Origin of the sequence: Luteibacter sp. 9135, assembly GCF_000745005.1 — a bacterium.
GTDB lineage: Bacteria > Pseudomonadota > Gammaproteobacteria > Xanthomonadales > Rhodanobacteraceae > Luteibacter.
Window position 1 is genome coordinate 3,241,349 of record NZ_JQNB01000001.1, and the last position, 15,568, is coordinate 3,256,916.

General features: G+C 63.8%; 7 protein-coding genes. All 7 read left to right on the plus strand.

Annotated elements, in window-relative coordinates; genetic code table 11:
- Window positions 1-347: 347 nt before the first annotated feature.
- The 7 genes from FA89_RS13815 (at window position 348) to FA89_RS13845 (ending at window position 15,565) form a co-directional block, all read left to right on the plus strand.
- On the plus strand, window positions 348-1,079 hold the full coding sequence (locus FA89_RS13815) for a 4'-phosphopantetheinyl transferase family protein (RefSeq protein ID WP_081916586.1): 732 nt from the start codon (window positions 348-350) through the stop codon (window positions 1,077-1,079).
- A 719-nt stretch (window positions 1,080-1,798) separates the two neighbouring features.
- Complete coding sequence (locus FA89_RS13820) at window positions 1,799-2,494, plus strand: thioesterase II family protein (protein ID WP_036141299.1); 696 nt, start codon at window positions 1,799-1,801, stop codon at window positions 2,492-2,494.
- 20 nt (window positions 2,495-2,514) lie between these two features.
- Window positions 2,515-3,348, plus strand: coding sequence for an SDR family oxidoreductase (locus FA89_RS13825; protein WP_036141300.1), 834 nt, complete (start codon window positions 2,515-2,517; stop codon window positions 3,346-3,348).
- A gap of 57 nt (window positions 3,349-3,405) precedes the next feature.
- Window positions 3,406-6,336 carry an amino acid adenylation domain-containing protein gene (locus tag FA89_RS13830; protein ID WP_051938777.1) on the plus strand — a complete coding sequence of 977 codons (2,931 nt, stop codon included), beginning with the start codon at window positions 3,406-3,408 and terminating at the stop codon, window positions 6,334-6,336.
- A 51-nt stretch (window positions 6,337-6,387) separates the two neighbouring features.
- Window positions 6,388-7,773, plus strand: coding sequence for a hypothetical protein (locus FA89_RS13835; protein ID WP_036141302.1), 1,386 nt, complete (start codon window positions 6,388-6,390; stop codon window positions 7,771-7,773).
- Between the two features lie 49 nt (window positions 7,774-7,822).
- Window positions 7,823-8,629, plus strand: coding sequence for a thioesterase II family protein (locus FA89_RS13840; protein WP_081916588.1), 807 nt, complete (start codon window positions 7,823-7,825; stop codon window positions 8,627-8,629).
- Window positions 8,630-15,565: a type I polyketide synthase gene (locus FA89_RS13845; RefSeq protein ID WP_051938779.1), complete on the plus strand. Its 6,936-nt coding sequence runs from the start codon at window positions 8,630-8,632 to the stop codon at window positions 15,563-15,565.
- Window positions 15,566-15,568 lie beyond the last annotated feature (3 nt).

The following is a 15,568-nucleotide window of genomic DNA, read 5'->3' on the forward strand; positions in this document are numbered from 1 at the left end:
CGCAGACAGATGGTTACGCTGTGGGGATAGATTATCTCCCTGTGAGTGTTAAGCGGCAGGGACATATCTAGGCCGGTCGGCGGCGAGTGGGGACACGATAACGCTGGTAGTTCGGCCGAGGGTAGGTATACGCTTTCTACTGATCGGCGAGAAGGCGCGTCGTGGTCCACGGCACGGATGCCGACCGGGGCGCGGCCACCAGACCTCGCCGAAGGTGCGCAGGAAATCGTGCGGCTTGCCCAGGCGGAGGGTGGCGAGACAGGTACGTTCACGAGCAGGGACAGCACGGATCCGTGGTGATCTGTTCACGTGCGGCCGCTCGCGCGATCCGGCGGCGCTAGAATGTCATGGCTTCCTGCCATGAGAACCGAGACTGGATGTTATTCGAGCGCATTTCCCTAGCGGCGCATCCGGGAAATCTTCCGGATGCCATTGCATTGAGATTCAACCCGACTCACGGGGATGCGTCGTATTTCGAGCGATTCGGGGTGGTATGCCCATCATCGGTGGCACGGGCCGTACCCAAGCGGAAGGCCGAGTACCTCGCTGGAAGGCGCGTGGCGATCCATTCGCTTCGCGAGGCCGGGATCGACGTGGCCGACTTGGGAACGGGCTCGTTGCGGGCTCCGCTGTGGCCCGACGGATATACCGGAAGTATCACGCACTCACATGACATGGCTGCGGCTGTCGCTCCGCGGAAGGGCGAGGTGTCGGGCGTTGGCATCGACCTTGAGCCAGTAGCATCGACCGATGCGATGGTTGCGATTATGCAGGTTGCGCTCTCACCGTCAGAGCAGCTGGCGCTCAATCCGCTTGCCTTGCACGTGGGCGAGCCGGCCGCGGTGACGATCGCGTTCTCTGCCAAGGAAAGTTTTTACAAGGCCACCGCCGCTGGGGTGGGGCGCTTCTTCGATTTTGCCGCGTTGCGCATTACCTCCGTGAGTGTTGATCGGGGTTTCATCGAGGCGAAGGTTGCCGAGGTCCTTGCACCTAACCTCATGCCAGGTTGTGAATTCTTGCTGGGCTTTTCTGCCTTGGGCGGGGACGTCGTCTTCACCAGTTGCGCCTGGTGTCGGTGAGGGAGGGCAGGTGAGGCAGGTGAGGCAGGTGAGGCAGGTGAGGCAGGTGAGGCAGGTGAGGCTCCGTATCCTGTGTTACTCGCGAGTGACAACGTGATATTCAGTCTGCGACACCCCGTGTTAAATCGGGTGAAGGCGGTCTCTGGCCCTCCCATCGCACGCTCGGTACGGCGCTTGACTTCAGCCGTGACGTCACATAATACTCGCCAATGGTGCTTTAGCATTCTCGCGCCGCCAAAGCATACGAATTTCATCTGCGCTGAAGAAACGTCATTTAAGGAAGTTGACGAATATGCTGGGGAATATGGGGGTCGGCGTTTGCGCCTGGGGTGGCATCGGCGTCGAGTCAGGGAATAGAAGGTCCGGCCTGCGCATGGCGGGTGCCGCAACTCGCGGCAGCATGCCTGCACGTGCAATAGCCGCGCATCGGCGGGCATGCAGGTACGCCTGCGATCATGCGCCGACACTCGATGCACGCGGCTTCTTCAAGACCGCTCAGGTCTCACAGCAACATGCGCGGCCTTTCCAGGCAACGACCCAGCAACGCACTAGAGACCGAACAGCTCGTTATTAACCGGCAATGCCTGTTCGCCCCGGGGGGGCAGTGAGCGCGTTGCCAGCGAACGATCGTGTCGTTCTACCGACGCGTGCCCGATGTGGAACCGCCCGATCGACCTCCAGGGCTTACGACCACCATCAACCATCAATGAGCACGATAAATGAGTAAGCCTCAGTTGCTTTGCCTTCCATTTGCCGGTGCAGGTGCGTCGTTCTTCAATGAGTGGAAGCCCCTTACGCAGCGATTCGAGGTCGTTCCGGTGCAACTGCCAGGCCGCGAGAAGCGCTTCTGCGAACCCTTCTACACCGACGTGTTCGAGGCATCGGCCGGTCTTGCCGCCGAACTGAACGAACTGGTCGATCCCGAGCGCGACATCGTTTTCTTCGGGCACAGCCTTGGCGCCGTGCTGGCGTATGAGCTTGCACATGCGCTCGTGCGCCAAGGCAACCATCGCGTCATCGGCCTGGCGGTCAGCGGGTCACCGGATCCCTGGACGCCGCGCAAGGAGCGCGCCACCGGCCTGGACGACGAAAAGTTTCTTGCACGAGTCAGCGAGTTTGCCGGATATACACATAGTGCGCTCGAAGATCCGCTGATGCGCGAGTTGCTGCTCCCGACCTTGCGCGCAGACGTCGAAATGCACGAGAAGTACAAGGCTCGTACGGAGGCCGTTCTGGATGTGCCGATCCTGATGGTGAGGGGCGATGACGACGAGCTCATCAGCGACGATCAGCTCCAGGGCTGGGTACGCGCGACGAGTGCGGGTGCACGTGCGGAGTCATTGCCCGGGGGGCATATGTACCTGACCGAGCGTCCGAGGGAGCTCCTTGAAATGCTTGAACAGCGTTTTCTCTAGCTGGCCCGGGAGACCGTGACATGAGCCAGCAGAGATTGTCGGGAAAGGTTGGAATCGTCACCGGAGCGGCGAGGGGCCTGGGACGCGCATGCGCATCGCGTTTCGCGGAGCACGGCGCCGACCTGTTGCTGATCGACGTAGCGAGGGATCTGCCAGGCGTACCCTACCCACTGGGCAACGAAAGTCAGCTCGCGTACACCGCCGGGTTGTGCGAGGAGGCCGGCGCCGTCGTGCAGACGGCGCACGTGGACGTGCGCAACCAGGCGCAGATCGATGCCGCGGTGGCCCAGGCGATCGCTCGCTTCGGGCATATCGATTTCCTCGTCAACAATGCCGGCATCGCGGCGCCATCGGGAAAGATCGCTCACGAGATCACCGAGGACGAATGGGCGCTGATGATCGACGTGGACCTCAACGGTGCCTGGCGGATGATTCGCAGTGTCGGAAAGTTCATGCTGGATGCCCGCTCCGGCAGCATCGTCAACATCGCCTCGACAGCGGGCCTCGTGGGCTACCGGCACTTTGCGGGATACGTCGCAGCCAAGCATGGCGTGATCGGCCTGACCAAGGCCGTTGCCCTCGACTACGCGCCGTACAAGGTGCGTGTCAATGCCGTCTGTCCGGGTTCGGTCCGTGACGCCGACCATGTCGAGGGCCGCATGCTCTCGGAGATCGCGCGTTCGCTGGATGTCGCCGTCGCCGAACACGAGCAGGTGTTCGTCCAGGCACAACCCATGAACGCGCTGATCGAGCCTGAAGACATCGCATCGGCGGCGTTGTGGCTTGCATCGGACGAAACCGTGCGGATGACGGGAAGCACGGTCACCGTGGATGGGGGCTTCTCCATTCGTTGAGTTGTGCTCGGGAAGTCGCTGGTTTCCACCCATCACGTGAGAGGGACATTACGTACCATGGAAAGCACCGCTGCCATTTCGAAGCTGAAGGAAGCTGCGCACGCCGATTGGCCGTCCGCCATGCGCAAGCGAAACGGCTGGCACATCCATGCCGTCGCCTGCCGGCTCGTTGCGGCAACGGATGAAGAAGCCATCGGCGCGATGCTTCTGGCGCTGGATGAACAGCTTTCAGGCATGGGGTGGACAGGGTCCGGCGCGGCACTTCATGTCGCTACCGTCGCGGCGCCATCCGCGTCCGAGGTGGCCCGGCGGCAGCGCACGCGTGAAATGTCGCGTCTGCTGCCGTACGGCACCGGACAGATCCTGCGTGCAATGGTCTTGCGATACGTCGATGGTCAAAGGGACCTGATCCTTGTCGGCGACCGGGCGGTGCTTGACCAGGACGCCTTGCAGCGCATTGCGCGATACTGCCTTTCTCGCGGTGAGGCGCCTCTGCCCATCGTGCTGCGGCACTTGCCGCGACCGTCGGCGGCCGACATCGACGCATTCGTCGGCGCCGATGTATCGCCCACCTTCGAATGGGACGGGAGGGGCACCCGGCAGGCAGGGCAGTCGGTGGTGGAGATCGACGCAGGTGCAGACATGGCGCCGGAATGCTGGTTGGCGGCGTTGGGCTCGGCGCTATCCCGTTTCCATGGCAAGCCATCGCCTGCCGTCGCCATCCTGCGGGAAGAGGCGTCGCATGGCAGCGAACTCGCTTTGGGCGCGACGGGGTTTCGACTCGCAAGCCTGCTTTCGACCGGCGACGCCAGCGTCTCCCATGTGCTGGATCATTCCCGCGCACAGCTCACGAACGCGATGCGGTACACGGAGAGCCTGCTCGGCGCGCTGAACGAAAGGTACGAGCGCCCTCTCGACGTGGCTGTCGGTGTGATCTTTCCGCACGATATCGACGGCATCGTGGACATGGACTATATGCCCTGCAGCAGCGCGATGTTTCCCATCACGCTGGTTGTCGGCAATCGCGGAAGCGGTCGCCTTGCCTGTCATTTCGACGGGGCCATGTATTCGGCGCCGTCGATCCAGTGGTTGCTTCGTTGCGTGGCCCACGCTTGCCGCCAGTTGCAAGGTTCGGAAGCTGCCCGGCTTGCCGATGTCGAGTTGCTGCCGCCCGAGGTGCGAGAGGAAGTGGTGGCCCTTGGCCGTTCCGGTGGAGGGCGGGTCCCGGATGCCGACCGTATCGAAAGTGCCTTTGGGCTCGTGAGCGCCCGGCAGCCCGATGCGATCGCGATTTCTTTCGACGATGAGGAGCTGATGTACGCGGAACTCGATCTCCGCTCCAGTCTGGTTGCGGCCGCCCTGGCGGCGCGTGGCGTCACCTCTGGAAGCTTCGTCGGCATCTGCCTGGAGCGATCGGCGGCGGTCATCGTCGCCATGCTGGCGATCTTGAAGTGCGGCGCCATCTACGTACCCATGGACCCGGCTTATCCGCGCGAACGGCTCGAATACACCGCGAGCGACGCCGGTCTGGCGCTCACCATTACGGACGACGGAACCTTCCCCGAGGTCGCCGGCATGGCAGTGACGACGATCGAGGAACTCGCGCGCGAGGCCGACGGCTGCCGCCCCTGGCAGGCTGTGGGGGGAGCCGATGGCGACGCGGCCTACATGATCTACACCTCGGGATCGACGGGCCGGCCCAAGGGTGTACTCATCCCGCATCGGAACGTGATCGCCCTGATCGACGCGACCCGCGAAGGGCTCGAACTGTCGCCGCGCGATACGTGGACCTTGTTCCACTCCAGTGCCTTCGATTTCTCCGTCTGGGAGATCTGGGGCTGCCTGCTGACCGGCGGCCATCTCGTCGTCGTCCCGCACTGGGTTTCCCGCGACCCCGAGCAATTTCGCGAGCTTATCGGACGCAAGTCGGTGAGCGTGTTGAACCAGACACCTTCGGCCTTTTACCAGTTGATCGAGGTCGATCGGCGTGCGCCGGTGAGCGATTCGCTTCGCGTCGTGATCTTCGGCGGCGAGCCGCTCGATGCGCGAGCGTTGCTTCCCTGGTTCGATCGCCATCCCGAATCGAGATGCCGGCTGGTCAACATGTTCGGCATCACTGAAACGACCGTGCATGTAACGTGGCAGGAGGTGCGACGGCGGGAGGCCCTGAGTGCGTCGCGGTCGGTCGGCACACCGATTCCCGGTTGGCACCTGTACGTGATGGACGAGCAGCAGCGATTGCTGCCGCCTGGAGTGGCGGGGGAAGTCTATGTAGGCGGCGCGGGGGTAGCGCTTCGCTATCACGGCCGTGACGACCTGACCCAGGCAAGGTTCATGCCCGACCCTTTCCAGAAGGGCATCATGTACCGCACGGGCGATCGCGGCTGCATGCTCGCAAACGGTACGCTCGAACACTTCGGCCGTCTGGATAATCAGATCAAGCTGCGAGGATTCCGGATCGAGCTTGACGAGATCCGACGCGTCCTCCTCGGCCACGATGCCGTTCGCGCGGCTGCCGTTTTGTTCAACCAGCCGAACCCAGCCGACCCGGCGTCTGCCCGCATCGACGCGTATCTTGTCGCCGAAGGCGCCACCGGCGAGGACATTCGCGCCCACGTGGCCCGGTTCCTTCCCGAGCACATGCTGCCTTCGACGTTCACCTTCGTGCCGGCCATGCCGCTCACGACCAACGGCAAGCTCGATGCCAAGCGTCTTCCGTCCCCGGATTTGTCCGCTCCGGTGCCGCCTACGGCGGCCGATAGCGCGGTGCAGCCACTGTCGGCCATGGAAGAAACGATGCACGCCATCTGGCAGGACGTGCTTGGGCGAGAGATCGGCGCGGACGAAAACTTCTTCGACCTGGGCGGCAATTCTCTACTCGCGGTACGCATTGCGGCCGCGATGCGAAAGCAGGGGCTTCCGCCCCTGCCAATGAGGGACCTTTACACCCACCAGACCATACGAAAACTGGTGGCTGCGCTGGCCTGACAGTGCAGGGGCGTGTGGGGCGGGGCTCGATTACAACCAACGGAAATTCCCATGGACCAGGACATCGTGCGAAACCATGCGACTGTATCCGCCACCGCCCAGGCCTTCCTGGACTATGCGGTGGTCCAGGGCAACTGCCTGGGTCCGGCGGTGCTCCTCGACGACAGCCTGCCGCCGCTGTTTCGCGACTATAAATACCCCCTCCATTCCTGGCCCTGGTTTCTCGGGGAGGATATGCGCAGGATCCTGGAGGAGTGTGCGTGCCTGGTCCCCGAGCTGGTGCACCGGGCGGTCGAAGTGGAATTCGGTGACGACCACCAGCGGCTCGCTGCCTTTTTTGGCTTGCCCAAGCTGGTGGCCCAGCTGTACATGGCTGTACCGCTCGAACCGTCCCAACTGATGCATCGCACGGATGCCATCCTCACGGAAGATGGCCTGAAGATCATGGAGATCAACGTCGGGTCGAATATCGGTGGCTGGCAGATCCAATGGATGGACAGCCTGTACCGCAAGCATCCCTCGCTGAAAGGGTTCTTCGGCCAGGTTCGTTGCGAGTCCAAGGACATCCCGCTTGCGTACATGACGCAGATTGTCGAAAGCGCCAGGACGGTGTCCGGCGACACCGACGACACGGTGCATGCTTTCGTGCTTGTTCCCGCCGAATTTCTTGATATTCCCGATAGCGAGCAGACGATCAATGCCGTGTTCCAGGACGCCGCGGCGGCCTGCGGTTGCCGCGGGGCGATGCACTTCGCAAGCGGATACGACGAGTTGAAATTCACTCCTTCCGGGGTCTATTTCGCTGGGCAGCGGATTACCGCCATCGTTTCTTCCTTTCCGGGCGACGACGGTCCTGCGCAGCCCAAGGAACTCTTTCGCGCCTATCTTGGCGGACAGGTTGCATGGCCGGACAACCCGTTCATCGCCACGGTGCGGGACAAGCGCTCGCTGGCGTTGCTGCACAAGCACAAGAACAGCGCCGTGTTCAACGAGTACGAGCGCCGCCTGATCGACTACTTCATCCCGTGGGGCACCGAGGCCAGTCCTAAACAGGTCGAATTCAAGGGTGCCCAGATCGACCTGGAAATCCTTCTGTTGCAGCAGCGGGAGCAGTTCGTCATCAAGATCGCTTACGGCGCGCAAGGTAACGATGTGCACGTCGGCAAGTTCAGGACGGATGAAGAGTGGGCGGAGGTCGTAGGTCGCGCCATGCGAGAACCCGGCTGGCTCGTGCAGGAGTTCTGCGGCTCGTTGCCGTTCTACGGGCAGTCGGGCGAGCGGGGTTACGCGCTCCATGACGTCGTGTGGGGCATCTTCGGCTTCGGCACGAAGTACGGTGGGTGCTGGCTGCGTCTGATGAAACGTGGAGACAGCGATGGCGTCATCAACTCCGCCAAGGGCGCGCAGGAAACCATTGTCTATGAAGTGTTCGCATGAGCGCCGCCGGCGTGCGTTGGCCCGCTAGCCCTCAGGGGGAGAAAGCACCATGTTGAGTTCCAGCCCTTGGACCATGGCGTTCAAGCCCAATACGCAAGCGCGGATGCGCCTTTTCTGCATCCCATATGCGGGTGCCGGGGCGTCCGCATACCGTGATTGGCATGCGTCGATTCGCGACGACGTCGAGGTTGTCGGCATCCAGTTGCCCGGGCGCGAGAACCGCTTTTCGGAGCCTCATCCCGGTTCGATCGACGACATCGTCGGCCAGCTCAGCGAAGTTATCGCCCAGTACGCCGACAAGCCATTTGTGCTGTTCGGGCATAGCCTTGGCGCGCTTGTCGGCTATGAGCTGACGCGGGCCTTCCAACAGCTGCGCGGCACGGCCCCTCGCCACCTCATCGTGTCCGGCACGCGGGCACCCCGCTGTCCGCGGCGGGACGAGCCTATCCACCAACTGGATGACGATACGTTTCTGGAGCGAATCAAGTCCTTCAACGGCACGCCGCCATCGTTGCTTCAGGACGTGGAGTTGATGAAGCTCTTCACACCGTTGCTGCGTGCCGACTTTCGCGCTGCGGAATCCTACCGGTATGTCGATCGTGGGCTCGTCGGGTGCCCGGTTACCGTGCTGGGTGGCGACGAGGATGATGGCGTGCCGCTGGACGACCTTCGTGCCTGGTCGTCCATGTGTCGATCGTCGTGCGGTGTGCACGTCTTCCGCGGCGATCATTTCTTTATCCACGAGCACAAGGCGGCGGTGATCGAGATCGTCAACGGGGTTTTCGACGGCCTGCTTTCGAAGGGCAGGGCGCAATCGCCGGCGCCACGAGGCCTGCTTGAAGAAGGCCTGATGTAAATGGACGCCAGGGCCGTAGTGCAGCAGGTGATCGACGCCGGCATAGCGCTGTATCTGAAGGATGGAAAGCTGGCGTACAAGGCGAAGCGCGGTGCGTTTCCCGAGGCGCTGCAGGCGCTCGTCCGCGAGCACAAGCGGGAGATCGAGAGGTATCTTTCCGGGCAAGGTGCCGCGCTTGGCGAAACGGTGGCGCCTTTGTCGCCCGTGGCGGCGGAGCACCGCGGCATTCTCTCCTTTGCACAGCAGCGCCTCTGGTTCCTCGATCAGCTCGGCCACGGCAGCGCGCATTACAACATGCCCGCGGCGCTTCGCCTGTCCGGATCGCTCGACCGCCAGGCATTGCAGGCGGCTCTCAACGAAATCGTTCGTCGCCACGAGATCCTGCGAACCACCTACGACAAGACGGCTGTCGGTGGCGTCCAGCAGGTTGCGCCGCCGCTGCCTTTGTCGTTGCCGGTGTCGGACTGGTCGCGCTTGAGTGAAGAGGAGCAGGCCGCCCGGATCGACGCGTCGATGCGCCAGGAGCAATCGACGACGTTCGATCTGTCGCGCGACGTCATGATCCGCGTGTCGCTGGCCCGGCTTTCCGCGGACAGCCACATCCTGTTCGTCACCCTGCACCACATTGCCGCGGACGGTTGGTCCCTCGGGATACTTGTCCGCGAGTTCGCCGCCCTGTACCAGGCATTTGTCGAAGGGCGGGAGCCCACATTGCCGCAGCTCCCGATCCAATACGCGGACTATGCGCACTGGCAGCGCAACGCGGTATCGGGCGAGCTCACGCAAAAACATCTTGCGTTCTGGCGCGACGAACTCGCAGGCGTCGCGCAACTGCACAATATGCCGACCCACCGGCTTCGCGCTCCGCAGCAGGCCACGGCGGGCAAATGCGTGTACCAGGTAGTGGATGCGCCGCTTCTGGCCGATCTGATCGCGCTGGGAAGCCGTCATGGCGCCTCGTTGTTCATGGTGCTGCATGCGGCGTTTGCGCTTCTTCTGGCCCGCTGGAGCGGCGACGAGGACATTGTCTTGGGCACGCCTGTCGCCGGTCGCGACCACAACGACATCGACCGCCTGATCGGCTGCTTCGTCAATACGCTTGCCCTGCGCAGCCGTGTTACGCCGGGCTTGTCCTTCGACCAGTTCTTGCGGGAATCCAGGGATTCCACATTGCGCGCCTACGCGCACCAGCAAATACCTTTCGACATGGTGGTGGAGAGCCTGAATCCGCCGCGCAGCCTGAGCCACTCGCCGCTGTTCCAGGTGATGTTCGCGCTGCAGAACTACGACATGGGAGCGTTGGCGCTGCCCGGCATGACCGTCGAGGAACTCGTCTCCGGCCCGCAAAACACCAAGTTCGATATCGCGGTGATCGCCATCGAGTCGGAGGGCGCCTTGCGGTTGTCATGGACCTTCGTCGACAGCTTGTTCGAGCTGTCGACGGTGCAGAGCATGGCGTCGAGTTTCATCCATTTGCTGCAGGCGATCGTGGCCGATCCCGCACAATGCGTCGAGCGGCTGCCGTTGCTGGGCGCAGAACAGGCCGAAGCGATGCGCGAGGCCGCACAAGCGAGGCAAGGCTACCTTGTCCACGACGCCTGGGGCGCCATCCAGCCCCAGGGCGCCGCAGGGCGTGTGAGCGGCACGCGGCCCGGGCAGGTTGCGGGCAGCCCCGTGTGGTACGACACGGGCGATATCGGTTTCCTTCGCTCCGACGGCGGCGTCACGATCCTGCGCGGCGAACGCGATAGCGAGACCATCAACGGCCATAGCTTCACAACCAGGATGATCGAGGCGGCCGTGCTCGATACGGGGCTGGCCGAATCCGCCATCGTCAGGATGCTGAGGTTCGGTGAAGCGGAAGCGCCGTCGCTGATCGCGTACGTCGTTCCGCGCGGAGACGACCGGAACGGTTTTACCGAGGCCTGCCGCGAGGCCCTGCGCGCACACGTGCCCGATTTCATGCTGCCGGCAGTCTTCGTGGCGATCGACGCACTGCCCTTGCTGGCGGACGGGACCGTCGATGTCGCACGGCTGCCGGTGCCCGTGATGCCGATTGCCGCCGTGGCTGCGCACACGCCGCCGAGCCATGCACTGGAAGAGCAACTGTGCGAGATCTGGTGCCTCGCATTGTCACTGGAATCGGTCGGTATCCATGACAGCTTCTTCGACGTGGGTGGCACGTCGTTGCACAGCATCATCGTCCAGCAGGAGATACTCAACCGTACCGGACTGAACATCGACGTCACGGACCTGTTCACCTATCCCACGATCGCCGGCCTGGCAAAGTACCTCCAGCAGCGCACGCGCGAGGGTGAACGCGACAGCGAAGACACCGGCGCCGGCCTGGAGCGCGATCGCGCCGAGCCGGCGGGGGCAGAGCATGGTCGCCGTTCCACGAACGGCGCCATCGCCATCATTGGCATGGCAGGCCGCTTTCCCGATGCACGCGATGTGGAAACCTTCTGGGAGAACATCAAGAACGGCAGGGAGTCGCTCACCGTTTTTACCGACGAGGAACTGCTGGCCGAAGATGTTCCGCCGGAATTGCTGGCCGATCCCGCCTACGTGAAATCGGGTGTCGTGCTTGAAGGGATTCGCGAATTCGATGCCGCCTACTTCGGATTCACGCCGCGCGAAGCGGAAGTCATGGATCCCCAGCAGCGCCTGCTGTTCGAATGTGCGGTGGAAGCGCTCGAACAGGCCGGCTATGGCGACGACGCCATGGCACGGCCGGTGGGCGTGTACGTGGGCACGGGCGAGAGCCACTACCTGTTCGAGAACCTGCTGCCTCAGTCCCAGGCGCTCGAAACGCTGCGCATCGCGGTCGTGCACGGTACCCGGCCCGATTTCATGGCCACGCGCCTGTCGCACCGTCTGAACCTGGCCGGGCCCAGTGTTAGCATCGGCACGGCATGTTCGACGTCGCTGGTCGCCGTGCACGAAGCCTGCCAGAGCCTGCTCGCCGGCGAATGCGAGATGGCACTGGCCGGCGGTGCATCGATTTCGCAGCTAGGCCCCCGCGGGTACCTTTACCAGGAAGGTTTCATCACATCACCGGACGGGCATTGCCGCGCCTTCGACAAAGATGCGGCCGGTACCCGGAGTGGCAGCGGCGCCGCGCTGGTTTTGCTCAAACGCCTGGAAGACGCGCTGGCCGATGGCGATACGATCCATGCCGTCATCCGCGGCTCGGCTATCAACAACGATGGTGCGGACAAAGTGGGCTATACCGCGCCGAGCGTACTGGGCCAGGCACGCGCCATCGCACGCGCGCATGCCGTCGCCGGAGTTGCCGCGGACTCCATCGGTTACGTGGAAACGCACGGGACCGGAACGTCGCTGGGCGATCCCATCGAAATCCGGGCGTTGTCCAGGAGCTTCGCCGGCGCGCCCGCGCAGAGCTGCGCGCTGGGCGCCGTGAAGCCGAACATCGGTCACCTCGACTCGGCCGCCGGCGTGGCGGGTCTCATCAAGACCGTGAAAGTGCTGAGCGAGCGGCAAATTCCGCCCACGGTGAATTTCAGGCAGCCCCATCCCCAGATCGATTTCGAAAACAGTCCGTTTTACGTCAGTAAGGAACTCAGTCACTGGGAGGGTGGCGCCACACCGCGCCGCGCCGGCGTCAGTTCGTTCGGCATCGGCGGGACCAATGCGCACGTGGTACTCGAAGAGTCCCCCGCGACCGAGCCAGGCCATGGCTATCGGGAAAACCATCTCGTGCTCCTTTCGGCGAAGACCCCGACCGCTCTGGCGCGGATGTCGGCGGACCTTGCGCAATGGATGGGCACGCATGGGGACAGGGAACTGGCGGATGTGGCATACACGCTGCAGCGAGGTCGCTCGGCCCATGGCCACCGTCTTGCCTTCGTCGCCCGTTCGATGCCCGATGCCGTGCAAGCCCTCCTGGACGAGGGCGGCACGCATATCCTCGCGCCGTCCGGCGAGACTGCCGGGGAAGCGTCGGTCGTGTTCCTGTTCACGGGCCAGGGCTCGCAATACGTCGGCATGGGGGCAGGGCTGTATCGCGTCGAGCCGGTGTTCAGGGAGTGCGTCGACACCTGCGCGGAATGGCTCGTGCCACACCTGGGCCTCGACCTGCGCCAGGTGATGTTCGCCGCGGCCGACGATTCGCTGGCAGAAGACGCCATCGCTCGTACCGACCTGGCGCAGGTGGCGCTGTTCGTCTTCGAATACGCGCTGGCCCGCCAATGGATGGCTTGGGGTCTGCAGCCTGCGGCCATGCTGGGGCACAGCCTTGGCGAGTATGTCGCTGCCTGTCTGGCCGGCGTTTTCTCCCTGGAGGATGGCCTGAAGCTCGTGGCGGCCCGCGGCCGCCTGATGCAGCAGGCGGAGCCGGGCAGCATGCTCAGCGTCCGGCTGGGTGAAGAGGCGGCGCAAGCGCTTGCCCGGGAGTGGTCGTGTGAACTGGCCGCCGTGAACGGTCGCGCCGACTGCGTGATCAGTGGTCCACGGGATGCCATCGATGCGCTTGCCGCTCACCTGGGCGAACGCGATGTGTCCTGTCGCGTGCTTCGCACCTCTCACGCCTTCCACTCGCGGATGATGGCCCATGCAGCAGTGCAACTGGGCGATCTCGTCCGGTCCATTCCGCTTTCCGCGCCCGCACTTCCCTTTGTTTCCAATGTCACCGGACGCTTTATCGAGGTGGCGGAGGCTACGGATCCAAACTATTGGATCCGCCACCTCGTTGGCACGGTGCGCTTCGCCGATGGGCTGGACACGTTGTTCGCCGACACCTCCGTCCTGCGTCGTAAGCGGCTGATGTTGGAGGTTGGCCCCGGTATCGCGTTGACTTCGCTTGTGCGCAAGCACGCCACGACGCCCGACGTGGTGGCCATTGCATCCGGCAGACATCTCCACGATGAACGCGACGACGATGCCGTGCTGCTTGCGGCCCTGGGCCAGCTATGGGTTCACGGTGCCGCCGTGGACTGGCGGGGATTCCACACCGGTGAGCAACGACGCCGCATTCCCCTGCCGGCCTATCCGTTCGAACGCCAGCATTACTGGATAGATGCCGGCAAGGGCATGGCACATCCCGACACGACGAAAAAGGCCACTCGGGCGCCGGGTGGCTTCCATGTCCCAACCTGGACAGACACACCGGCCTTGCCACGGGCACCCGAGGGTGACCGTGGCCTCTGGCTCATTTTTGCCGACGAGGGTGGCGTCGCGGCGAGCCTCCGGGAGCGGCTGGCTGCCGGCCCCGCACACGTGGTGACCGTCTGCCGTGGCAGCGACTTCGCGCAGGAAGGCGAGGTCGCGTATCGCATCGATCCCGGTTCGGAGCAGGATTACCGGCGATTGGCGGGCCTGCTCGCCATGCACAAGCCTGAGCAGATGCGTGTCGTACACCTGTGGAACAGCGACGGAGCCGATATCGTCGAGCGCCTCGACCGCACCGAGTACGCTGAAACGGTGGCGTTCGAAAGCCTGCTCTACCTGGCCAGGGCGTGCGATGCCGCGATGCCCCACGTCCGGGTCGAGCTTAACCTGGTCACCCGGAACGTCTTCAACGTAACCGGCAGCGAGATTATGGCGCCGGAATTCGCCATCGCACCGGGTCTGGGCAAGGTTATCGCGCAGGAGTACCCACAGTTCCGTACTGCGCACATCGATCTGGCCTCGCCAGGCAAGGACCATGTAGACATGGAGCGCTTGGCCGACCACCTGCTGGCCGAGTGTGCGGCGAAGGAACGGCCGGCGCATGTGGCCTACCGCGGGCGAAAGCGATGGCTTCAACGCAACGAGAGCCTGGCGCTCGCGCGTACGGGGCGGACAGCGGTTCGTAAAGGCGGCACTTACCTGATCACCGGCGGCATGGGGTTGATCGGCTTGCAACTTGCGAAGGAACTGGCACGGCAGGGGGCGGGTGCCCTGGTGCTTGTCGGCCGGTCGACATGGCCGCCACGCGAATCCTGGGCGACGTTGCACGCGACCGCATCCAGCGGCCAGGCCGGGATTTACGAGACGCTCCTGGCTATCGAAGCACTCGGGGCGAAAGTGAGCATCAAGCGTGCCGATGTGGCATCGCTGGAGCAGATGCAGCGGGTGATCGCCGACACCGAGGACGAGTTCGGCGCTATCCACGGTGTCATCCACGGCGCGGGAAAGGTGCACGATGCACTGCGCCCGCTGGGCGGCATCGGGATCGACGATCGCCGCGAGCAATTCCAGCCGAAGGTTGCGGGCACCCAGGTGCTGGATGAGGTGCTCGCGGGGCGCGAACTCGACTTCTGCCTGTTGATGTCGTCGCTTTCCTCCGTGCTCGGTGGCCTGGGTTTCGGTGCATATGCCGCGGCGAACAGTTACCTCGACGCCTATGCGCAATGGAAACACCAGCAGGGCGACACGGCGTGGCGGGCGGTGAACTGGGACGCCTGGCGGTTCACGGAGGCCGCGGCCACCGATCGTTTCGGCATGAGCGCCGGTGAAGGTATCGCGGCGTTGAATGCGATCCTCGTGGCCGTGCCGATGCCGCAAGTCATCAGCTCCGCAGGCGACCTGACCTCCCGCTCCGAAACGTGGCTTCGACCGGCCGACGGCACGCCCGCGCTTGCCCCGGCCCACGCCCGGCCGACGATGCGCACGGCGTTCACGGAGCCCCGGAACGCCCAGGAAATGCACCTGGTGAGTATCTGGAAGGAGATGCTTGGGTACACGGAAATCGGAATACACGACAACTTCTTCGAGCTAGGCGGCGATTCCGTCCTCATCACGAAGCTGCTGGCGAGGATCCGCTCGGTGCCGGAGTTCGACGGCGTCAACCTGACCATCAAGCAATTGTTCGAGATGCCCACCGTCGCGCAGCTTTCGGCATGGGCGGACGACGTACGCCAGGCGGCCGAACTGGCGAAGAAAAGCGAATCGCTGCGTGCACGCAGCAAGACGGTCGAGATGGGCGAGATATGAAGG